The organism is Kitasatospora purpeofusca, from assembly GCF_034043715.1.
Taxonomy (GTDB): domain Bacteria; phylum Actinomycetota; class Actinomycetes; order Streptomycetales; family Streptomycetaceae; genus Kitasatospora; species Kitasatospora purpeofusca_A.
This window is the reverse complement of the sequence record NZ_JAXCLC010000034.1, coordinates 14,140-34,915: the sequence shown is the minus strand read 5'-3', so window position 1 is coordinate 34,915 and position 20,776 is coordinate 14,140. Positions and strand designations below refer to the sequence as shown.

General features: G+C 73.0%; 20 protein-coding genes. 14 read left to right on the top strand and 6 right to left on the bottom strand.

Features of this window, described 5'->3' with window-relative positions:
• Nucleotides 1-40: 40 nt before the first annotated feature.
• Both SM793_RS18990 and SM793_RS18985 read right to left on the bottom strand, forming a co-directional pair.
• The gene (locus tag SM793_RS18990; protein ID WP_320439399.1) at nt 41-715 is read right to left on the bottom strand and encodes a biliverdin-producing heme oxygenase; all 675 of its coding nucleotides are present in this window, start codon (nt 713-715) and stop codon (nt 41-43) included.
• Nucleotides 716-938: 223 nt separating this feature from the next.
• Nucleotides 939-1,430: an inorganic diphosphatase gene (locus tag SM793_RS18985; protein WP_320439442.1), complete on the bottom strand. Its 492-nt coding sequence runs from the start codon at nt 1,428-1,430 to the stop codon at nt 939-941.
• Between the two features lie 92 nt (nt 1,431-1,522).
• On the opposite strand from SM793_RS18985, the gene dacB reads away from it, so the two are divergent.
• The 6 genes from dacB (at nt 1,523) to folE (ending at nt 9,507) form a co-directional block, all read left to right on the top strand.
• Complete coding sequence (gene dacB, locus SM793_RS18980) at nt 1,523-3,172, top strand: D-alanyl-D-alanine carboxypeptidase/D-alanyl-D-alanine-endopeptidase (protein ID WP_320439398.1); 1,650 nt, start codon at nt 1,523-1,525, stop codon at nt 3,170-3,172.
• Between the two features lie 82 nt (nt 3,173-3,254).
• Complete coding sequence (locus SM793_RS18975) at nt 3,255-4,433, top strand: zinc-dependent metalloprotease (RefSeq protein ID WP_320439397.1); 1,179 nt, start codon at nt 3,255-3,257, stop codon at nt 4,431-4,433.
• A gap of 308 nt (nt 4,434-4,741) precedes the next feature.
• Nucleotides 4,742-5,881 carry a tRNA lysidine(34) synthetase TilS gene (gene tilS, locus SM793_RS18970; protein ID WP_320439396.1) on the top strand — a complete coding sequence of 380 codons (1,140 nt, stop codon included), beginning with the start codon at nt 4,742-4,744 and terminating at the stop codon, nt 5,879-5,881.
• A 70-nt stretch (nt 5,882-5,951) separates the two neighbouring features.
• A complete protein-coding gene (hpt, locus tag SM793_RS18965) occupies nt 5,952-6,506 on the top strand; it encodes a hypoxanthine phosphoribosyltransferase (RefSeq protein ID WP_030059589.1) in 555 nt (184 codons plus the stop codon).
• Nucleotides 6,507-6,736: 230 nt separating this feature from the next.
• Complete coding sequence (ftsH, locus tag SM793_RS18960; RefSeq protein ID WP_320439395.1) at nt 6,737-8,788, top strand: ATP-dependent zinc metalloprotease FtsH; 2,052 nt, start codon at nt 6,737-6,739, stop codon at nt 8,786-8,788.
• Between the two features lie 113 nt (nt 8,789-8,901).
• The gene (folE, locus tag SM793_RS18955) at nt 8,902-9,507 is read left to right on the top strand and encodes a GTP cyclohydrolase I FolE (protein WP_320439394.1); all 606 of its coding nucleotides are present in this window, start codon (nt 8,902-8,904) and stop codon (nt 9,505-9,507) included.
• Between the two features lie 49 nt (nt 9,508-9,556).
• Here folE and SM793_RS18950 read toward each other — a convergent pair whose 3' ends face one another.
• Both SM793_RS18950 and SM793_RS18945 read right to left on the bottom strand, forming a co-directional pair.
• Nucleotides 9,557-10,345: a ferritin-like domain-containing protein gene (locus SM793_RS18950; protein WP_320439393.1), complete on the bottom strand. Its 789-nt coding sequence runs from the start codon at nt 10,343-10,345 to the stop codon at nt 9,557-9,559.
• Between the two features lie 143 nt (nt 10,346-10,488).
• Nucleotides 10,489-11,643, bottom strand: coding sequence for an alpha/beta hydrolase (locus SM793_RS18945; RefSeq protein WP_320439392.1), 1,155 nt, complete (start codon nt 11,641-11,643; stop codon nt 10,489-10,491).
• Between the two features lie 377 nt (nt 11,644-12,020).
• Between SM793_RS18945 and SM793_RS18940 the strand changes: the two genes are divergently transcribed.
• From SM793_RS18940 to SM793_RS18910, 7 genes are all read left to right on the top strand, one after another.
• The gene (locus tag SM793_RS18940; RefSeq protein WP_320439391.1) at nt 12,021-13,856 is read left to right on the top strand and encodes a phosphatidylglycerol lysyltransferase domain-containing protein; all 1,836 of its coding nucleotides are present in this window, start codon (nt 12,021-12,023) and stop codon (nt 13,854-13,856) included.
• A 188-nt stretch (nt 13,857-14,044) separates the two neighbouring features.
• On the top strand, nt 14,045-14,917 hold the full coding sequence (folP, locus tag SM793_RS18935) for a dihydropteroate synthase (RefSeq protein WP_320439390.1): 873 nt from the start codon (nt 14,045-14,047) through the stop codon (nt 14,915-14,917).
• A 42-nt stretch (nt 14,918-14,959) separates the two neighbouring features.
• Nucleotides 14,960-15,442 carry a nuclear transport factor 2 family protein gene (locus tag SM793_RS18930; protein WP_320439389.1) on the top strand — a complete coding sequence of 161 codons (483 nt, stop codon included), beginning with the start codon at nt 14,960-14,962 and terminating at the stop codon, nt 15,440-15,442.
• Nucleotides 15,443-15,699: 257 nt separating this feature from the next.
• Nucleotides 15,700-16,059, top strand: a complete 360-nt coding sequence (gene folB / locus SM793_RS18925) for a dihydroneopterin aldolase (protein WP_045939025.1) — start codon at nt 15,700-15,702, stop codon at nt 16,057-16,059.
• A 61-nt stretch (nt 16,060-16,120) separates the two neighbouring features.
• Nucleotides 16,121-16,720: a 2-amino-4-hydroxy-6-hydroxymethyldihydropteridine diphosphokinase gene (folK, locus tag SM793_RS18920; protein ID WP_320439388.1), complete on the top strand. Its 600-nt coding sequence runs from the start codon at nt 16,121-16,123 to the stop codon at nt 16,718-16,720.
• 224 nt (nt 16,721-16,944) lie between these two features.
• On the top strand, nt 16,945-17,439 hold the full coding sequence (locus SM793_RS18915; RefSeq protein WP_320439387.1) for a DUF3180 domain-containing protein: 495 nt from the start codon (nt 16,945-16,947) through the stop codon (nt 17,437-17,439).
• A gap of 123 nt (nt 17,440-17,562) precedes the next feature.
• On the top strand, nt 17,563-18,831 hold the full coding sequence (locus tag SM793_RS18910; protein ID WP_320439386.1) for a hypothetical protein: 1,269 nt from the start codon (nt 17,563-17,565) through the stop codon (nt 18,829-18,831).
• 209 nt (nt 18,832-19,040) lie between these two features.
• Here SM793_RS18910 and SM793_RS18905 read toward each other — a convergent pair whose 3' ends face one another.
• Nucleotides 19,041-19,616: a TerD family protein gene (locus tag SM793_RS18905; RefSeq protein ID WP_320439385.1), complete on the bottom strand. Its 576-nt coding sequence runs from the start codon at nt 19,614-19,616 to the stop codon at nt 19,041-19,043.
• Nucleotides 19,617-19,728: 112 nt separating this feature from the next.
• Entirely contained in the window at nt 19,729-20,217 is a 489-nt protein-coding gene (locus SM793_RS18900) for a hypothetical protein (RefSeq protein ID WP_320439384.1), read from the bottom strand.
• A gap of 78 nt (nt 20,218-20,295) precedes the next feature.
• Between SM793_RS18900 and arfB the strand changes: the two genes are divergently transcribed.
• On the top strand, nt 20,296-20,730 hold the full coding sequence (gene arfB, locus SM793_RS18895) for an alternative ribosome rescue aminoacyl-tRNA hydrolase ArfB (RefSeq protein WP_320439383.1): 435 nt from the start codon (nt 20,296-20,298) through the stop codon (nt 20,728-20,730).
• The last annotated feature ends 46 nt before the right edge of the window (nt 20,731-20,776 follow it).

The following is a 20,776-nucleotide window of genomic DNA, read 5'->3' as shown; positions in this document are numbered from 1 at the left end:
CGGCGTTCGCGGCGTTCGCGGCGTTCGATCTTTCGGGCACTCAGGCGCTCAGCGGGTACCGGGTGTCCAGGTCCTGGAAGAGCGCGCCGTTCAGCTGGAAGGCGCGCTTGCACTCCTCGACCACCCGGCGGCGCTCGACCTCGTCCATCACCAGGCCCGCCGCGTCCAGCTTGGCCCGGTAGTCGCGCTTGAACGCGGCCGGGTTCTCCACCTGCTCGAAGACGTAGAACCGCACGCCGTCACCCTTGCGCTCGAAGCCCCAGGTCTTCTCGGCGATGCCCCGGATGATCTGGCCGCCCGAGAGGTCCCCCAGGTAGCGGGTGTAGTGGTGCGCGATCCAGCCCGCCGGCCACTCGCGGACCAGCTCCTCCAGCCGGGCGACGTACGCGGCGGTGGCCGGCAGCGGGGCGAGGCCCTCGCGCCAGTCCGGCCCGCGCAGGTGGGCGAGGTCGCGTTCGATGGCGGCGGTGCGCAGGATCGTGCTGTCCACGAACGGCCCGGCCGCCGGATGCTCCGCCAGCTCCCCGGCCCGCTCCTCCAGGGCGCGGTAGACGAACCAGAGCTGCCCGGTGAGGTCCGCGTAGGCCTCGATCCCGAGGTGCCCGCCGAGCAGGCGGCTCATGAACGAGGACTGTTCGGCGGCCTGGTGCTCGGCGCTGCTCGCGGTGCGCAGCACGGTGGAGAACGGGACGGCGGGCTGCTCGGGCGTGGACATGCGGGTCTCCAGTGGTCGAGTACGTCCCCGATTACTTTGGTTAGCCTAACCTAATCTCCTGTCATGCCGACAAGGTGTCGGGAACCCATCCTCGCCCGGACCGGGGAACGGCGAAGGCCGGGGCCCGCGGAGGAACTCCGCGAACCCCGGCCTTCGACTGCCTCGCCTACCTCGGAGCGCCCGGACGGACGGACCGCCGGACGAACGAGACGGGCAGGACGGCTCAGTGGCCGCCCTGGTCCGCCAGGCGCTTGATCGACGCGGTGACCTCGGCCTCGGCCTCGGCGCGGCCGACCCAGTTGGCACCCTCGACGGACTTGCCGGGCTCCAGGTCCTTGTAGACCTCGAAGAAGTGCTGGATCTCCAGACGGTCGAACTCCGACACGTGGTGGATGTCCTGCAGGTGCTCCCAGCGCGGGTCCGTCGCCGGGACGCAGAGCAGCTTGTCGTCGCCGCCGGCCTCGTCCGTCATCTTGAACATGCCGATGACGCGGCACTTGATCAGGCAACCGGGGAAGGTCGGCTCGTCCAGGATCACCAGGGCGTCCAGCGGGTCACCGTCGTCCGCCAGGGTGCCCTCGACGTAGCCGTAGTCGGCCGGGTAGCGGGTCGAGGTGAAGAGCATCCGGTCGAGCCGAAGGCGACCGGTCTCGTGGTCGACCTCGTACTTGTTACGAGAGCCCTTAGGGATTTCGATAAGGACGTCGAACTCCAACGGTTCCTCCAAGGTAGGGACTGACAGAATCCAAGTGTCTCCTACGGGAGTGAGTGCTCAGGAAAGGGGCCGGGTCGGTGCGAGCAGGGGCTGTGTCGAGGCGCCGGCGCGGGGGGACGGTCGCCGGACTGTTCGGGGCGTCGTTGCTGGTCACCGCGACGGCGCTGGGGGCGGGAGGTGCGTCCGCGGTGCCGCCCGCGCCGCCGTCCGGATCGGCCTCGCCGGGCGGACCGGGGACCGGCGGCACCCGGGGCGACCAGGACGAGGGCAACGGCAGGAGGGACGACAAGGAGAACAAGGGCGGCAAGGGCGACCGGAGCGAGGACCCGGGCCGACCCGGGAGCCCGGGCAGCCCCTCCGCCCGCCCCACCACCGGCCCGCCCGCCTCGGCCTCCGCCTCCACCGCGGCGTCCACCCCACCCGCCTCCGCCTCCGCCAAGCCCTCCACCGTCGCCCGCCCGGCCCCGGCCGGTGCCGTGCTGGCCGCCGCCGAGGCCGGTCCGGGCGCCGGACTGCCCACCGCGCAGGGCCTCCAGCAGGCGCTCGCCACCGTGCTCACCGACCAGAACCTCGGCACCGTCGGCCTCGCCGTCGCGGACGCCGCCGACGGCCGGCTCCTCTACGGCAAGGGGGAGAACACCGCCGCCACCCCCGCCTCCACCACCAAGCTGGCCACCTCGGTCGCGGCCCTCTCACTGATCCCGGGGGACACCCGGCTGGTCACCCGGGTCGTCAAGAACGCGGCGACGGGCGGGATCACCCTCGTGGGTGGTGGTGACCCGACGCTGACCGCGCTCCCCGCCGACCAGGTGCAGGTGGCCGGCGTCCCCGCAGACCCGGACACCGCCCCCGCCTCGCTGGACGCGCTGGCCCGGCAGACCGCCGCCGCGCTGAAAGCCGCCGGCACCACCGCCGTCGTGCTCGACTACGACGTCTCGCTCTACACCGGTCCCCTGCTGCACAAGAAGCACGACGGCGAGAATATCGCCGCGGTGACACCGCTGATGGTGGACGAGGGCAAGGTGGACCCGAAGAGCCTCGCCGACGCGCCCGCCCGGGTCGCCGACCCGGCCGGCGCGGCCGCCGAGTCCTTCGCCAACCTGCTCAAGGCCCAGGGCGTCACCGTCCAGGGCAAGGCGAAGGCCGCCGACGCCCCGGCCGCCGCCGACGCCCCGGTGCTCGGCCGGGTGGACTCGCCCACCATGGCCCGGCTGGTCGAGCGGATGCTGACCAGCTCCGACAACACCCTCGCCGAGGCGATCGCCCGCCAGGCCGCGATCGCGGCCCACCAGCCGGCCGCCTTCGAGGGCGCCGCCACCGCCGTCACCCAGGAACTCACCCGGCTCGGCGTGCCGATGACCGGCGTGGTGCTCAACGACGGCAGCGGTCTGCACCCGGGCAACGCGATCCCCCCGGCGGTGCTGGTCAAGCTGCTCGCCCTGGCCGCCTCGGCGCAGCACCCGACGCTGCGTCCGGTGCTGTCGGGCCTGCCGATCGCGGGCTTCACCGGCACCCTCGGCAAGCGCTTCGGCGCCGGCTCCGGGGCGGCCGACGCGGCGGGCCTGGTCCGGGCCAAGACCGGCAGCCTCAGCGGCGTCAACACCCTGGCGGGCACCGTGGTGGACGCCGACGGGCGGCTGCTCGCCTTCGCCCTGATGACCCGGACCGGAGCCCCCGTCGACACCGCCCGCGCCGCGATGGACCGGGTGGTGGCCAGGCTGTCGGCCTGCGGCTGCCGCTGAGCGGCCCGGGTCGGCCACCGGGCCGCCATTGACCGGCCGTTCCGGCTCCCCCAGGCGCGCGGGAGCACGTACGGTGAGGGTTATGACGAGCGCGAGCGGCGGGGCCGACATGGTCGACTGGAATCTCGCGGTCGCGACCGCGACCAGGCTGGTGCGGCCGGGGCCGGAGGTGAGCCGGGCCGAGGCGGCGGCGGTGGTCGCCGAACTGCGTCGGCACGCCCTGGCGGCCGAGGAGCACGTCCGGGAGTTCACCGGCATGCGCTCCAGCAGTCTGGCCGAGGCCGCCGCGACCCCGGTGCTGATCGTGGACCGCCCCGGCTGGGTGCGGGCCAACGTGGCGGGCTTCCGCACCATCGTCCAGCCGCTGGTGGAGAAGCTCCAGGCGCGCCGGACGGGCGGTTCGGCCTCCGCCGTGCTCGGCGCGGTGGGGGAGAAGGCCACCGGGATCGAGGTCGGCGCGCTGCTGGCCTTCCTCTCCACCAAGGTGCTCGGCCAGTACGAGACCTTCGCCCCGGCCGAGCCCTCGCTGGAGGCGCCGGACAGCCCGGCCGCGCTGTTCGACAAGCCCCGGCTCGGCCCCGAGGGCCCCGGCCCGGGCCGGCTGCTGCTGGTGGCGCCCAACATCGTCCACGTCGAACGCGAACTGGACGTCGACCCGGCCGACTTCCGGCTCTGGGTCTGCCTGCACGAGGAGACCCACCGCACCCAGTTCACCGCGGTGCCCTGGCTGCGCGACCACATCCAGTCCGAGGTGCAGTCCTTCCTGGCCGAGACGGACGTCGACCCCGGCGCGCTGGTGGAGCGGCTGCGGGACGCGGCCGGCTCGCTCGGCGCCGGTCTGCCCGGCCTCGGCGGGCGCGGCGGCGACTCCCCGTCGGCCGGACTGCTGGAGATCGTCCAGTCACCGGCCCAGCGGGAGATCCTCGGCCGGCTGACCGCCGTGATGTCCCTGCTGGAGGGTCACGCGGACGTGGTGATGGACGGCGTGGGCCCGGCCGTGGTGCCGAGCGTCGCCGAGATCCGGGAGAAGTTCCAGCAGCGCCGGGACCGCGGCGCCAACCGGCTGGACCTGGTGCTGCGCCGGCTGCTCGGGATGGACGCCAAGCTCCGCCAGTACCAGGACGGCGCGGTCTTCGTCCGGGGTGTGGTCGAGCGGGTCGGCATGGAGGGCTTCAACCGGGTCTGGACCTCGCCGAACACCCTGCCGACCAAGGACGAGATCCACGACCCCGCGGCCTGGGTCGCCCGGGTGGCCCGCTGACGGCCCCGTCCGGGCGGGACCGTCAGGACGGGATCGTCAGGCAGGACGGGATCGGGCGGGATCGGGCGGGACCGGGGACGGTCGGATCCGTTCGCACGAGTGGTCCAGTCGTGCACATGGCGGGTGAAGATACGTTTCTTCATTCACCCGAACGTGGGACGGTGGTCGTACCGGTGGCGCGGGTGGCGTAGCGGGTGCCTCCTTTCTGCCACCATCTGTGAGCGCCCGGTAACAGGGCGCTCATGGATGCGCGGTCCCCGCCGCGCCCACCGCAGTCCTGTCCCCCCTCCGTCGAGGAGTCGTCCGCCGTGGGCCCACACCCCGCTGTAGCCGCGATACGCCTGGCCGTACGCCGCACCCTCGCCGACCTCGCAGCCGAGGCCGGCTCCACCTTCACCGCGCCCGCCCGCGAGCCGCGCGAGCGCGTCCCCGGCGTGCCGGTGGCCGCCGCCGCCCTGCCGGCCGCCGTCGGCACCACGCTGATCGGCAACGCCCACCGCCACCCCTCCGGGCTGCCCCGCACCCCCGCCGCGCCCGGCTCGCCGCTGGTCCTGGTCGCCGTCAGCGGCGGCGCGGACTCCATGGCGCTCGCCATCGCCACCGCCTTCGAGGCGCCCAAGATCGGTCTGCGGGTCGGCGCCGTCACCGTCGACCACGGTCTCCAGTCGGGCTCCGCCGAGCGGGCCGACCAGGTCGCCGACCGGCTGCGCGAGCTCGGCCTCGACCCGGTCGAGACGATCGCCGTCCGGGTCGGCCGCGAGGGGGGCCCCGAGGCCGCCGCCAGGGACGCCCGGTACGCGGCCCTGGACGCGGCCGCCGAGCGGCACCGCGCGGTCGCCGTCCTGCTCGGCCACACCCGCGACGACCAGGCCGAGACCGTCCTGCTGGGCCTGGCCCGGGGGTCCGGCGCCCGCTCGCTGGCCGGCATGCCCGCCCAGAAGGGCCGCTACCGCCGACCGCTGCTGGAGCTCGACCGGACCGCCACCCGGCAGGCCTGCTCCGCCCAGGCGATCCAGGTCTGGGACGACCCGCACAACTGCGACCCGGCCTACACCCGCGCCCGGGTCCGCCACGAGGTGCTGCCGATGATGGAGAAGCACCTGGGCGGCGGCGTGGTCGAGGCCCTCGCCCGCACCGCCCGGCTGTTCCGCGACGACGCCGACGCGCTCGACCAGTGGGCCGCGCTGGCCGAGCGCGACATCCGGACGGGCGAAGGCACCCTGGACGCCGGGAAGCTGTCCGAGCTGCCCCCCGCCGTGCGCCGCCGGGTGCTGCGCCGGGCCGCGCTGCGGGCGGGCTGTCCGGCCGGGGACCTCTTCGCCCGGCACCTGGAGACGATCGACCTGCTGGTCACCGGATGGCGGGGTCAGGGACCCCTGCACCTACCCGGGGGCGTCGAAGCCACCCGCCGGTGTGGCACGCTGGTCTTTCGGCGACAGGGCGACTGACGGGCGGGCATGCCCGGGGGAGCCGGCCGCCGGCCATCCAGACCCCGACACGTTTGAGGACGTATCCCCGGTGGACCAGAACGACATGGGCGCTGACCTCGCGAAGGTGCTCATCAGCAAGGACGAGATCGACGCGAAGCTCCTGGAGCTGGCCGAGCGCATCGACCGGGACTACGCAGGCAAGGACCTGCTGATCGTCGGCGTCCTCAAGGGGGCCGTGATGGTCATGGCGGACCTCGCCCGGGCCCTGCACTCGCAGGTGACCATGGACTGGATGGCGGTCTCCTCCTACGGGATGGGCACCAAGTCCTCCGGTGTGGTGCGGATCCTCAAGGACCTGGACACCGACATCGCCGGCCGTGACGTGCTGATCGTCGAGGACATCATCGACTCCGGTCTGACGCTGTCCTGGCTGCTCGGCAACCTGGGCTCGCGCGGCCCGGCCTCGCTCGAGGTCTGCACCCTGCTGCGCAAGCCCGACGCGGCCAAGGTCGAGATCGACGTCAAGTACGTCGGCTTCGACATCCCGAACGAGTTCGTGGTCGGCTACGGTCTCGACTACGCGGAGAAGCTCCGCAACCTCCCCTTCATCGGCACCCTCGCCCCGCACGTCTACGGCGGCTGAGAACCCGTTCGGACGACGGGCGGGAACAGGAACCCGTTCCCGCCCGTTGGATCGGGGGACCATAGATGAACGTCGTATCGCCGTGCTCCCGCCACGTGGGGGGCGTACTGCGGTACGGTCCAATAAAACCGCTCTTCACATGAGCACTGACTGACCGAATGCGCCGGTGGCACTCAGCCCCGCGGCGCCGTTGAGTGGCAGGAGGGACGGGGCGGCAACGCCCCGCATGGATGGACGTTAAGCGATACTTCCGTGCGCCGATCATGTGGATCGTGCTGGCCGTCCTCGCCGTCATCGTGCTGATGCAGGTCGTTTCGGATTCGAACGGCTACAAGACGGTGGACACCGGGCAGGTCGTCGCAGCGATCGACGCGAAGCAGGTCAAGTCGGCGCAGATCACCACGGGTGACTCGAACACGATCAAGATTCAGCTGAAGGACGGCGCGAAGCTGCCTGCCGTGAGTACCGGCAAGCCGCAGTCCGGCAGCAAGTTCCAGGCCTCCTACATCGGGGACCAGGGCGTCGGCATCGCCGACAAGCTGCAGGCCCAGATCAACGACAACGACCAGAGCACGCTGGCCGAGGGCTACACCGTCAGCCCCGAGAAGCAGAGCACCCTCGTCAGCCTCCTGCTGTCGATGCTGCCGATCGTGATCATCGTGCTGGTCTTCCTCTTCCTGATGAACCAGATGCAGGGCGGCGGCTCGCGCGTCATGCAGTTCGGCAAGTCGAAGGCGAAGCTGCTCACCAAGGACACCCCGAAGACCACCTTCTCCGACGTCGCGGGCGCGGACGAGGCGGTCGAGGAGCTCCACGAGATCAAGGAGTTCCTCCAGGAGCCGGCCAAGTTCCAGGCCGTCGGCGCCAAGATCCCCAAGGGTGTGCTGCTCTACGGCCCGCCCGGTACCGGCAAGACCCTGCTGGCGCGTGCCGTCGCGGGCGAGGCCGGGGTGCCCTTCTACTCGATCTCCGGTTCCGACTTCGTCGAGATGTTCGTCGGTGTCGGCGCCAGCCGTGTCCGCGACCTCTTCGAGCAGGCCAAGGCGAACGCCCCGGCGATCGTCTTCGTCGACGAGATCGACGCCGTCGGCCGGCACCGCGGTGCGGGCCTCGGCGGCGGCCACGACGAGCGCGAGCAGACCCTCAACCAGCTGCTGGTCGAGATGGACGGCTTCGACGTCAAGGGCGGCGTCATCCTGATCGCCGCCACCAACCGCCCGGACATCCTGGACCCGGCGCTGCTGCGTCCGGGCCGCTTCGACCGTCAGATCGCGGTCGAGCGTCCCGACCTCCAGGGCCGTCTGGACATCCTCAAGGTGCACCAGAAGGGCAAGCCGATCGCGCCCGACGTCGACCTCAAGGCCGTCGCCAAGCGCACCCCCGGCTTCACCGGCGCCGATCTGTCGAACGTCCTGAACGAGGCGGCGCTGCTGACCGCCCGCTCGGACAAGAAGCTGATCGACAACTACCTCCTGGACGAGGCGATCGACCGCGTCGTGGCGGGTCCGCAGAAGCGCACGCGGATCATGTCCGACCGGGAGAAGAAGATCACCGCGTACCACGAGGGCGGTCACGCCCTCGTCGCGGCGGCCTGCCAGTACAGCGACCCGGTGCACAAGATCACGATCCTGTCCCGCGGCCGGGCCCTCGGCTACACCATGGTGCTGCCGGAGGAGGACAAGTACTCCACCACCCGCAACGAGATGCTCGACCAGCTGGCCTACATGCTGGGCGGGCGCGCGGCGGAGGAGCTGGTCTTCCACGACCCGACCACCGGTGCCTCCAACGACATCGAGAAGGCCACCGCCACCGCGAGGGCCATGGTCACCCAGTACGGCATGACCGAGCGCCTCGGTGCCATCAAGTTCGGCAACGACGCCTCGGAGCCGTTCCTGGGCCGTGAGATGGGCCACCAGCGCGACTACTCGGAAGAGGTCGCCGGGCTGGTCGACGAAGAGGTCAAGAAGCTCATCGAGAGCGCGCACAACGAGGCCTGGGAGATCCTGGTCGAGAACCGCGACGTGCTCGACAACCTGGTCCTGGAGCTCCTCGAGAAGGAGACCCTCAACAAGGAGCAGATCGCCGAGATCTTCGCGCCGATCGTCAAGCGACCGACCCGTCCGGCCTGGACCGGCTCCGCCCGGCGGACGCCGTCCACCCGGCCGCCGGTCCAGTCGCCCAAGGAGCTGGCGCTCACCAACGGCGCCACCGCCACCGAGGCCGCTCCGGCCGACGTGGTCAAGCTCCCGCAGCTGCCGGTCGAGCCGCCCGCCGAGGGCTGACGAACCGCTCCGGCACCCGCCGGAATGGATGCCGCGTCACCGGGGTTTGTACCCTGGAGGCGCGGCATCCGTGCTGTTCAACCCCTGTTCGCCAACGAGTTAGCGAGGCCCGCATGATCGACCCGGTGACGCTCGACGGTCCCCCCGCCGTCGGCACGTTCGACCAGAAGCGGGCCGAGAACGCGATCCGTGAACTCCTGCTCGCGGTCGGTGAGGACCCGGACCGGGAGGGCCTCCTGGAGACCCCCGCCCGGGTGGCGCGGGCCTACAAGGAGATATTCGCGGGCCTCTGGCAGGAGCCCGAGGACGTCCTGACCACCACCTTCGACCTCGGCCACGACGAGATGGTGCTGGTCAAGGACATCGAGCTGACCTCCGTCTGCGAGCACCACCTGGTGCCGTTCCGGGGCGTCGCGCACGTCGGGTACATCCCGTCCCCCAGCGGCAAGATCACCGGCCTCTCCAAGCTGGCCCGGCTGGTCGACGTCTACGCCCGCCGGCCGCAGGTGCAGGAGCGGCTCACCAGCCAGGTCGCCGACGCGCTGATGCGGATCCTGGAGCCGCGCGGCGCGATCGTGGTCGTGGAGTGCGAGCACATGTGCATGTCGATGCGGGGCATCCGCAAGCCCGGCGCCAAGACCATCACCTCCTGCGTGCGCGGACAGCTGCGCGACCCGGCCTCCCGGGCCGAGGCGATGAGCCTCATCATCGGGCGCTGACCGGGTCGCGAACGCCCCGCACGGGCGGCCGGGCGGTCGAGGCGGCCGCTCAGAGCGGCTCCGGCCCGGTGTGCGGCGGGGCCGGGGTGCCCAGCGCGTCGCGGCGCGCGGGCATCCGCAGCCGCACCATCCGCCGCCAGCCGTACAGCAGGTCGTACAGGTAGAGCGCGTGCAGGCCGGCCGTGACCACGGCCAGCTGCCAGCGCGGCCAGGCGAGGATCCGCGCCATCCGCGATGTCACCGCCAGCCCCACGTCCCGGTGGGTGCGGATCTCGCCCCGGGCACAGGTCTCCAGGACGTGCCGGATGTAGGGCCCGTGGCCCTCCGCGGACAGCCGCAGCAGCTCCTCGTGGCAGTAGGCGAGGTGGTTGTCCTCGTCCGCCGAGATCATCCGCATCGCCCGGCCGAGGTCGGGGTTGTCCCCGTACGCCTTGACCAGCTGGCGCATCTGCTCGGCCGCGCGCTGCTCGGTCACCCGGCTGTGCGCCAGATAGGTGATGATCTCGCGGTCGGTCAGCGGGATGTCCGTGGTGAGGCGCTCGTGGGCGAGGCCGACGCCCTGCCGCTCCAGCAGCATGCAGTAGTCGGCCTCGGCGGGCACGTCGACCTTGGGCAGCCCGCGCTTGTGCAGCAGCTGGGTGAAGATCCGCCCGTGCTTGCGCTCGTCGGCGCCGTGCCGGGCGATCTTCGGGGCGAGCACCGGGTCACGGGTGAGTTCGGTGATCCGCTCGTTCTCCCAGCCGCCCTGGTCCTCACCGCCGGCGGCGATGCTGCAGAACAACTGGTAGGCCTCGTCGTTCCGGTAGATGTCCTCGAAGAGCGATCGGGTGCTGAGCATGGGGCCTCCTGCCCGGATCCGGGACCGCACCGGCCGTCGGTGGGCCGGGGCGGTCGCGATACGTCCCCCGCGGCGGCGCCCGGCTGCGCCCGACCCGCCGGTAATCACCCAGGTGTCCTAGTGGCAGGTCCTGGCGGCGGGCCCTAGCCGAGGTGGTTGCCCACCCACTCCAGCGTGGCCGGCAGCTCGCGCACCCAGCTGTCGAAGTTGTGGCCCCCGTCGTCCAGGTACATCGACTCCACCTGGAACCGCGGGTTGGCCGCGGACACCTGCTGGGCCAGCTCGACGAACTGGACCGTCTGCGGGTAGTCGGCCTCCTTGCGGGTGGAGACCACCAGCATCGACAGCGGCGGGGCGGGCAGGTTCTGCAGCCGCCAGGTGAGGTCGCTCTGCTCGGCCAGGGTCCGGTCCCCGCCGAACAGGCTGCCGCCGGTGAACTGGTCCTCGACGACCTTCACGTCGCCGTGCAGGGCGGCCGTGACGCCGAACACGTCGGGGAAGCGCATCGCCAGCCGCAGCGCGCAGCTGCCGCCGGTCGAGTAGCCGAAGACGGCCCAGTCGGCGGGGGAGCGGCCGATCCGGTACGCGGAGTGCAGCGCCTCGGGGACGTCCTTGGTGAACCAGGTCTCGGTGCGGGGCCCGCCGGCTACGTCCACGCACTCGGTGTTCCGCGGCGGGTTGAGGGTCGGGCGGGACAGCACCACGACGGTCGGCTGCATCTTCCCGGACCGCTGGAGTTCCACCGCCTGCTGGACGACCGGCAGCTCCTTCATCAGGTTGACCGTGATGCCCGGGTAGCCGGCGATCGCCAGCATCACCGGGAACCGGGTCAGGGCGAGCTTGGGGTCGAAGTACTCCGGCGGCAGGTAGACGAACATCTGGTCGGACAGTCCGGTCTCCTTGCCGGTGACCCGGACCGACTCGACCCTGCCGACCTCCTCGGGCGGCCCCTTGGGCAGGTCCCCGACCGTCTCCATGCCGCCCTCGTTGGTCGGCTGGACCAGCGCGTCGCCGACCGGCGCGCCGCCCTTGTGGTTCTCGTTGCTGGTGAGGGCGAGCTTGGTGCCGCCGGAGCCGAGCAGGTCGTCCCAGGAGGTGTAGAACCCGAAAGAGTTGTTGACGCTGAGCGCCAGCACCGACACCAGCACAACCTGAGTCACCGTCAACAGGCCGACCCGGCCGAGCACCGGGAGTGGGCGCTGCCTGGCCAGCCGCGGCCACAGCCACAGGGTGATCACGAGCGCGGCCGAACCCAGGGCAAGCAGCGAGTTCATCAGCGCGTCGCTGGTCAGTTCCATGCAGTCGGCCTTCCGGTGGGACACTGACAGTGCAGGTTCATCGTCTGGCGGTGCGTCAGCCGGGGCCACCGCGGCTAGGCTGTCCGGACGCCGGGACGGGTCCGGGATCCCGGTGGCGCTCGCGCGCAACCGACGCCCTAAAATGCGGCGTCCACCGTACGTAGCACGTACGCGGGGGCTCGGCGCGCCACGCGGCGACGGGCCCCCGGCACCCACCCCTCGGCTCAATGCGCAGCGCCCCCGGGGCGCCGGTTTACCCTTCGTTGCCGGTTCCTTGGTGTGCGTCTTGCCAGATGAAGGAAAACGCATGAAGGTCCATCACGGCTCCCGCCCGGGAGTGACCGGACACCCCGCGACAGCCTCTACGCTGAATCCCCATGAGCGTTCCCGTGTCCGTTGAGCCGAGCCCCGAGCAGCCGCAGCGCCGTCGCGGCCTGCAGACGCTTCGTACCCAAGCGGCCGCCGTTCCGAGGGCCTGGCTCCCCGGTGCGGTCGGCTACGCCTGTCTGCTGATCGGACTGGTCGACATCGCCAGCGCGGTGTTCCCCAAGCTCCGGCACACCAAGGTGCACACCTTCGCCGGTCAGCTGCCGGGCGGCACCACGACGCTGGCCGCGGCCGGCACCCTGATGATCGGCCTGCTCCTGGTGCTGCTCGCGCACGCGCTGCGCCGGCGCAAGCGGCGCGCCTGGCGGGTGGTGTGCGTGCTGCTGCCGGTGGGTGCGGCGCTGCACCTGCTGCGCTGGCACCAGCTCGGCCCGGCGGTCGTCTCGATGGTGCTGTTCGTGGTCATGCTGGTCCACCGGCGCGAGTTCTACGCCAAGGCCGACCCGCGCACCCGCTGGCGCGCGGTGGTCAACCTGGTCGCCATGGGCGCCGTCAGCGTGCTGATCGGCCTGCTGATCGTCAGCACCCGGACCAAGTACGAGCTGGGGCACCCGGGCCTGGACCAGCGGCTGGAGCACGTCCTCTACGGGCTGTTCGGCTTCGAGGGGCCGGTGCACTACAACTCGGACCGGATGGCGGACCTGGTCGGGTACCTGCTCGGGGCGATGGGCCTGATCACCGCCCTCACCACCACCTACCTCGCGCTGCGGCCGGAGAAGCCGAAGCCGGAGCTGACCGCCGAGGACGAGGTGAAGGTCCGGGCCCTGCTGGAGCGGCACGGCCGCCGGGACTCGCTCGGCTACTTCGCGCTGCGCCGGGACAAGAGCGTGCTGTTCTCGCCCACCGGCAAGGCGGCGATCTCCTACCGGGTGGTGTCCGGCGTGATGCTGGCCTCCGGGGACCCGGTCGGCGACGTCGAGGCCTGGCCGGGCGCGATCAAGGTGTTCATGGCCGAGGCCCGCGAGCACGCCTGGGTGCCGGCCGTGATGGGCTGCAGCGAGGTCGGCGGCGAGGTCTGGACCCGGGAGGCGGGGCTGGACGCGCTGGAGCTGGGTGACGAGGCGATCGTCGACACCGCGTCCTTCTCGCTCGCCGGGCGGGCCATGCGCAACGTCCGCCAGATGGTGAAGCGGATCGAGCGCAACGGCTACTCCTGCCAGGTCCGCCGGGTCTCCGAGCTCGACTGGGAGGAGCGGCAGCGGATCGCCGACGCGGCGGCCCGCTGGCGCGGCACCGACACCGAGCGCGGCTTCTCGATGGCGCTCGGCCGGTTCGGCGAGCCGGGCGACGACGCCTGCGTGGTGGTCACCGCCCACAAGGCGCCGGAGGAGGGCGAGAGCGGCGACGACCTCAAGGCGGTGCTGCACTTCGTGCCCTGGGGCGAGGACGGCATCTCGCTGGAGCTGATGCGCCGTGACCGGGCGGCCGACCCGGGACTGAACGAGCTGCTCATCGTCGCCGCGCTCCAGGCCGTCCCGGCGATGGGGGTGCGCCGGGTGTCGCTCAACTTCGCGATGTTCCGCTCGGCGCTCGCGCGTGGCGAGCGGATCGGCGCGGGACCGGTGCTGCGTGCCTGGCGCGGACTGCTGGTCTTCCTGTCGCGCTGGTTCCAGATCGAGTCGCTGTACAAGTTCAACGCGAAGTTCCAGCCGGAGTGGGAGCCGCGCTTCCTGGTCTTCCCGAACACCAGGGACCTGCCCAGGATCGGCTTCGCGGCGATGCAGGCGGAAGCCTTCATCACCCTCGGCCTGCCGCGCTTCGGCCGCAAGCCCCGCCGGACGCTGCTGCCGGCCGGAGCCAGGCCGGAGGTCACCGAGGCCGCCTGAGCCGGGCGCACGGCCGCCGGCCCCCGTCGAGGACGCTCCTCGGCGGGGGCCGGCCCGCTGTCCGGGACAGGGGCGGCCCAGGCCCTGGACGGGGGCGGTCCGAGCCCTGGACGGGGGCGGGACGGGCCCGGGGCGGGGGCGGGACGGGCGCCGGGTGGCCCCGGTCCGGGCCACCGGATAATGGGGGCATGAGCAATTCGGTGCCCTACTCGCTGCCCTCCGGACTGCCGCGGCTGGACCGCTGCGCGGTCATGGGCGTGGTCAACGTGACCCCCGACTCCTTCTCGGACGGCGGCCTGTGGCACGACCCCGCCAAGGCGATCGCCCACGGCCTCGCGCTGCGTGCCCGGGGCGCCGACCTGGTCGACGTCGGCGGCGAGTCCACCCGGCCGGGATCGCAGCGGGTGCCGGAGGAGGAGGAGCTGCGCCGGGTCGTCCCGGTGGTGCGGGAACTGGCCGACGCCGGGGTCGCGGTCTCCGTCGACACCATGCGGGCCTCGGTGGCCGAGCGGGCGGTGGAGGCCGGCGCGCTGCTCGTCAACGACGTCTCCGGGGGGCTGGCCGACCCCGCGATGGCCCGGGTGGTGGCCGCGACCGGCGTGCCCTTCGTGGTGATGCACTGGCGCGGGCAGTCCGCCGACATGGACCGGCTGGCCGTCTACGGCGACGTGGTCGCCGACGTGGTCGCCGAGCTCACCGCCCGGGTGGACGCGCTGGTCGCCGACGGGGTCGACGAGCGGCAGCTGATCCTCGATCCGGGGCTCGGCTTCGCGAAGACCGCCGAGCACAACTGGGCGCTGCTCGGCCGGCTCGACGCCCTCACCGCGCTCCGCCGTCCCGTCCTGGTCGCCGCATCGCGAAAGCGGTTCCTGGGTACGCTGCTGGCCGACCCGGAAACCGGGGAACTGCGCCCGGCCCGGGAGCGCGACGACGCCACCGCCGCGGTGTCGGTGCTGTCGGCCCAGGCCGGGGCCTGGGCGGTGCGGGTGCACGACGTGTCCGGGACGGCGGATGCCGTCCGCGTGGTCGCGGCCTGGCAACGCGCGGGCCGGCAGGGCTGAGCGCTTGGCGAAGACGGGAGGGTCATGGCAGGTGACGGCAGGTTGAGCGGGGAGACAGCGGGCCGACGGTCCATCGAGGCGGACCGCGAGGCGGCCCTGGAGGCCAACCGCGCGCTCTACGAGGCGCTGGAGAACGGCGACCAGGAGGCGGTGGAGGACGCCTGGCTGGGCGCGGACGAGGCGGACGACAAGGGGGGCGTCGTCTGCGTCCACCCGGGGTGGCCGGTGCTGCGGGGGCGCGCCCAGGTGACCCGCTCCTACATGCTGATCATGGCGAACACCGAGTACATCCAGTTCATCCTCACCGACGAGGAGGCGGAGGTGCACGGCGATGTGGCCCTTGTCACGTGCACCGAGAACATCCTTTCCGGCGGCGAGGCCGAAGAGGAGGGCGAGCTCGGTCCGCTGGTCGGCGGAAAGGTCGTGTCGACCAATCTCTTCCGGCGCACTCCGGCCGGGTGGAAACTGTGGTCGCACCACGGTTCACCCGTTCTGACCAGCGCCGACGAGGACGACGAGGACTGATTCCGGGATCCGGCCGGAAATCCGGGGAAAACGGCCCCGGCCGGTGGCCGGGGAATTCCCGGCAGGTCACCGAACGTTCACGTCAATCGCCGATGCGGCGTGCGTGGCGACGGTTCGTGCCGGGTAGGACGGTCGGGTGTTGTCGGCGCGCGCGGGTAGATTCAAAAAGGTCAGCGGCGGGCGCGACGCCCGTCTCCGCCCTGCCCGCCGTTCTCGTCCGGGTGGGGCCCGTCCGACTTGGAGCAGTGATTCGTTTGCTGGACCGCGTCACTCTGCGGGGCCTGCGTGCCCGCGGCCACCACGGTGTTTTCGAGCGTGAGCGGGCCGAGGGCCAGACCTTCGTGGTCGACCTGGTGCTGTTCCTGGACACCCGTCCCGCCGCCGCCGGCGACGACCTGACCCGCACGGCGCACTACGGCATCGTGGCCGAGGAGGTCACCGCGATCATCGCCGGCGAGCCGGTCGAGCTGATCGAGACCCTGGCCCAGCGGATCGCGGACCAGTGCCTGAAGCACGAGCCGGTGCAGGAGGTCGAGGTGACCGTGCACAAGCCGGACGCGCCGATCACCGTGCCGTTCGACGACGTGACCGTGACCATCCACCGGGCCCGCGGGTGACCCGTACCGCATGTCCGGTGTCCGCCGCAGCGCGGCCCGTCTCAGCCCTAGGGGAAGTGCGATGACCACCAGTGACCCGACCGCCGCGCCGAGCACCTTCGACCTGGAGCAGCGGGTCGACTCGGCCGACACCACCCTGCACCGCCAGCGCTGCGCCGTGATCGCCCTCGGCTCCAACCTCGGCAACCGCCTGGACACGCTCCAGGGGGCCGTGGACGCCCTCGCGGACACGCCCGGGTTGAAGATCAAGGCCGTCTCCGCCGTGTACGAGACGGACGCCGTGGGCGGCCCCTCCGAGCAGCCCGCGTACTACAACGCGGTGGTCGTGCTCCGCACCACGCTGCCGCCCCGCGACCTGCTGGAGCGTGGCAACGCGATCGAGGACGCCTTCGGCCGGGTCCGCACCGTCCACTGGGGCCCGCGCACCCTGGACGTCGACATCCTGGCCTACGAGGGCGTCGTCAGCGAGGACCCGGAGCTGCTGCTGCCGCATCCGCGTTCGCACGAGCGGGCCTTCGTGCTCGCCCCGTGGCTGGACGCCCAGCCGGAGGCCGAGGTGCCCGGGCACGGGCCGGTCGGCGCGCTGCTGGCGGCCCTCGGCGGCCCGGACGCCCAGGGTGTCCGGCGCCGCGAGGACATCCGGCTGACCCTGCCGGAGTAGGTCCGCGCCGCGGGCGCGGTTCCCCGGCCGGGCCGGCCGGGGAACTCGTGCGGGGTTGTCGGGCGTACCCATGGTGTCGGCACCGGTCCGGGGACCCCTCCGGGCCGGGCCCGGTACGGTGGCCTGACGCCGCCGCACCGGAGCCCCGGGGCGGGCGGTTCCGCCGTAGCCCGTCGCCCGTCGCCGTAGCCCGTAGCCCGTAGCCGGGAAAGGACCCTGTCCGAGTGAAGCTGCTTCGCCTCCGTCTGCTGGTCGGCATCACCGTCGTCACGGCGGCGCTGTCCTGGGCCGGTGCCAAGCTCTGGGCCTCCCTGGACACGCTGCCCGCGGTGCCCGGCGCGGCACCGGTGGTGCTGGCCGCGGTGGCGGCGATCCTGCTGGCGACCGCGCTCTCGCTGCGCTCGCGGCTGAAGGCGGCGCGGGAGCGGCAGCCCGGGGCGAAGCGGGTGGACCCGCTGGGCGCGGCCCGCGCGGTGGTGCTCGGCCAGGCCAGCGCGCTGGTGTCGGCGGTGGTCACCGGGATCTACGCGGGCGCCGGGATCCAGTTGCTGGGCGAGCTGGACGTGCCGGCCCGCAAGGACCAGGCGATCACCGCCGGGCTCGCGGTGCTGGCGGGCGTGGCCGTGATCGCGGCGGCGCTCTGGCTGCAGCACATCTGCCGGCTGCCGGAGAACCACGACGAGCCGGGTGGGCACGGGCCCGCGGCCACCCATCGCTGACCGGTCCCCGTTCCGCTGGTCCCGGGTGATTTTCCGGACGCGTCCGGTCGGTCCGGCGCGGTGTCAAGGGTCGAAGCGGACCCTGGGCTGACACGGCCCCAATTCGCACGCTAGTTTCTTGGCATGTCTCGCGGACGCCACCGTCATTCCTCCGTCCTCGGCCGGGTCTTCCCCCCCACCGCCGCCGGCGTGCTCCTCGTCGCCGCGCTGGGAGCGCTGCTGTTCAGTCAGGACACCGTGCTGGTGCGCTCGGTGGGCGCCGCCGCCGTGCTCGCGACGCTCGGGTTCGCCGTGCTGCTGCGGCAGCGCGACCGGGCCGCCCGTGCGGCGGCCGAGGTCGCGGCGGCGCAGCGGCTGCGGGCCGAGGAGCGGTTCGAGGAGCAGCTCGCCGAGGCGGAGTACGCGGCCGAGGTGGCCGAGGAGCGGGCGACCAGGTTCGGGCGGCGGCTGACCGCCGAGAAGTCCCGGCTGGCGAAGGCCGAGACGGAGATCGCCCGGCTGCTCAAGGAGCGGGCCGTGATGGTCGCCGAGCAGGCGCTCAAGGAGGCCGAGGCGACCCAGCGGGCGCTCGCCGCGAGCCGACCCAGGTACCCGGCCAGCCCGGCCGCCTTCGTCCGTGCCGGGTCCGTGCTGCGGCAGCTGGAGCGGCGGGCGGCGCAGCAGGAGGCGCAGCGGGAGCGGGAGGCCCGGCGGGAGGCGGAGCGTGCCGCCGAGCGGGAGCGCGCGGCGGGTGCCGGGCTCGCGCTGCGGGCCCGTACGGCGCCCGCGACGACGTCCGCGCCGGTGCCCGAGCGGGCGTCCGAGCGGGTGGCGCCGGTGGTGCCGGCTCCGGTCGCTCCCGGGGTCCCCGCGCCCGGGACGGCGCAGGCCGCGCCGTCCGCGTCCGGTGGGGCCACGCCCGTTCCCGCGGCGCCGGTACGGCCGGTGCTGACGGCGACCGTGGGACAGCTCGGCGGGGCGCCCGCCGCGCCCGTCGCGCAGCCGGTGCGGCCGGCCGAGCGGCAGCGGCCGCGGCCGGCGGTGCCCGCGACCGCGCGGCCCCAGGGTTTCAGCTTCTTCGGCCGGGGTACCGGCGCGGGGGTGCGGCCGGTCGCGCCGACGCCGGTGGTGGGCAGTGTCGCGGAGCTGGGCGAGCGGGCCGACCTCGCGGACGTGGTGGGGGACGAGGTGGTCGCCGCCCAGGCGCAGGCCCACGCGCAGGCCCAGGCTCACGCGCAGGCGCAGCACGCGGCGCAGGAGCCGGTGGCGGCGGCCGGGGCCCCGGAGGCCGCCGAGGAGCGGACCCAGGTGCTGCCCCAGGTCGGCCGGACGGCCGCCCCCGAGGTGGTCGACCTGACCCCGCACGACGAGACCGAGCAGATCGAGGTGCCGGAGCTGCGCGCCTCCCGCTGAGGCGGCGCGGGCGGGCGGCGTCGAGCGTAGGCGTCGAGCGGCGTCGAGCGGCGTCGGTGGACGGAGGACCGTCCGCCGGCGCCGCTCCGTCGTTCCGGCCGGTGCGCCGGCCCGGCCCGGCCGGTGGGCGGAGTCGGGCCGGGAACGACGCGGCGCCCGCCCCGCCGGGTGGCGGGACGGGCGCCGGAAGGCACCGCGGGGGCGGAGCGTCAGAGCTGGACGCCGAAGTCCTGGGCGATGCCCGACAGGCCGGAGGCGTAGCCCTGGCCGACCGCGCGGAACTTCCACTCGGCGCCGTTGCGGTAGAGCTCGCCGAAGATCATGGCGGTCTCGGTCGCGGCGTCCTCGGAGAGGTCGTAGCGGGCGATCTCGGCGCCGCCGGCCGCGTTCACCACGCGGATGTAGGCGTTGCGGACCTGGCCGAAGTTCTGCGACCGGGCGACGGCGTCGTAGATCGAGACCGGGAAGGTGATCCGGGCGGCCTCGGCCGGCAGCGTGGCGAGGTTGACGTTGATCGCCTCGTCGTCGCCGGCACCCTCGCCGGTGCGGTTGTCACCGGTGTGGACGACGGTGTTGTCCGGGGTGCTGGTGTTGTTGAAGAAGACGAAGTGGCTGTTGGACAGCACCTTTCCGTCCGCGTTCAGCACGATGGCACTGGCGTCCAGGTCGAACTCGGCACCGGTCGTGGTGCGGACGTCCCAGCCGAGGCCGACGGTGACCGCGGTCAGGCCGGGGGCCTCCTTGGTCAGCGAGACGTTGCCACCCTTGGAGAGGCTCACTGGCATGGTGTGTGCTGTCCCTTCGATTGCTGTTGCCGGGGATAACGCGGGAACCGCGAGGATTGGTTCCGCGCGGCCGGTTCTTTCCCGCCGCCGGCACGATGCCGGGTATTCCCCGTCAGACGCGCCGGAACCGGCCCTGGAGTTCCCAGACAACCGGATTGTCTGCGAGATCCGGGTGCATGTCGAAGAGGTCGGCGAGAGTGTCCTGGAGGAAATCCCTGGCTTCGCGGCGCAGATCGCCGTGGCGGACCACGACCGGCGGCTCGTCGGGCAGCCAGGTGGCGGTGACCTCGACCCAGTTGAAGCGGCGGGCGAACCGCAGCAGATGGGTGTTCTGGGTGAAGTCGAGGTCGGCGGTCTGCACCCGGGCGGCGCGGCCGCCGTCCGGGTCGCGGTCGAGTTCCTCGACGATGTCGCACAGGGCCCAGGCGAAGTCCAGCACCGGGACCCACCCCCAGGCCGTGGAGAGGTCCGATTCCTCGTCCTCGACGTGGACGTCGCCGCAGAACAGGTCGTACCGCAGCTCGCGCGCGCCCGCCGACCGGTAGTCGGTCTGCGGGGGGTCGGGGAAGCGGTTGGAGAGGGAGTAGCCGAGCTCGATCACAGGGACATTGTCGGGGTTGGCGCGGGACGGCCGGATAACCGGGTGACCCGGCGTGGTCCGGCGCGCGATGATGGGGTCATGCCTGAGCCCATCCGCGTACGGGGGTCGGTGGTCGTCCCCGACGCCGAGCTCGTCTGGCGCTTCTCGCGTTCCTCCGGCCCCGGTGGCCAGCACGTCAACACCTCCGACACCCAGGTCGAGCTCCGCTACGACCTGGCCGCCTCCGCGGCGCTGCCCGAGGTGTGGAAGGAGCGCGCCCTGGAGCGGCTGGCCGGCCGGCTGGTGGACGGCCGGGTGCTGGTGGTCCGGGCCTCCGAGCACCGTTCGCAGTGGCGCAACCGGGAGGTCGCCGCGGCCCGGCTGGCCTCGCTGCTCGGCGAGGCGACCGCCCCGCCGCCGAAGGCGCGCCGGGCGACCAGGCCCAGCCGCGGCATGGTCGAGCGGAGGCTCACCAGCAAGCGGCACCGCTCCGAGCTGAAGCAGGGGCGGCGCTCCCCGCGCGGCGGCGAGTAGCGGCGGCGTCCGGCGGGTCCGCGTCCGGCGTCCGGCGGGTCCGGCG

What these genes read in the sequence shown, in the direction of transcription:
- SM793_RS18950 (WP_320439393.1), bottom strand. Translation starts at nt 10,345, where the DNA reads ATGCTCAGCACCCGATCGCTCTTCGAGGACATCTACCGGAACGACGAG.
- arfB (WP_320439383.1), top strand. Translation starts at nt 20,296, where the DNA reads ATGCCTGAGCCCATCCGCGTACGGGGGTCGGTGGTCGTCCCCGACGCC.
- SM793_RS18975 (WP_320439397.1), top strand. Translation starts at nt 3,255, where the DNA reads ATGACGAGCGCGAGCGGCGGGGCCGACATGGTCGACTGGAATCTCGCG.
- SM793_RS18945 (WP_320439392.1), bottom strand. Translation starts at nt 11,643, where the DNA reads ATGGAACTGACCAGCGACGCGCTGATGAACTCGCTGCTTGCCCTGGGT.
- ftsH (WP_320439395.1), top strand. Translation starts at nt 6,737, where the DNA reads ATGGACGTTAAGCGATACTTCCGTGCGCCGATCATGTGGATCGTGCTG.
- folP (WP_320439390.1), top strand. Translation starts at nt 14,045, where the DNA reads ATGAGCAATTCGGTGCCCTACTCGCTGCCCTCCGGACTGCCGCGGCTG.
- folE (WP_320439394.1), top strand. Translation starts at nt 8,902, where the DNA reads ATGATCGACCCGGTGACGCTCGACGGTCCCCCCGCCGTCGGCACGTTC.
- SM793_RS18940 (WP_320439391.1), top strand. Translation starts at nt 12,021, where the DNA reads ATGAGCGTTCCCGTGTCCGTTGAGCCGAGCCCCGAGCAGCCGCAGCGC.
- SM793_RS18905 (WP_320439385.1), bottom strand. Translation starts at nt 19,616, where the DNA reads ATGCCAGTGAGCCTCTCCAAGGGTGGCAACGTCTCGCTGACCAAGGAG.
- SM793_RS18910 (WP_320439386.1), top strand. Translation starts at nt 17,563, where the DNA reads ATGTCTCGCGGACGCCACCGTCATTCCTCCGTCCTCGGCCGGGTCTTC.
- folK (WP_320439388.1), top strand. Translation starts at nt 16,121, where the DNA reads ATGACCACCAGTGACCCGACCGCCGCGCCGAGCACCTTCGACCTGGAG.
- SM793_RS18990 (WP_320439399.1), bottom strand. Translation starts at nt 715, where the DNA reads ATGTCCACGCCCGAGCAGCCCGCCGTCCCGTTCTCCACCGTGCTGCGC.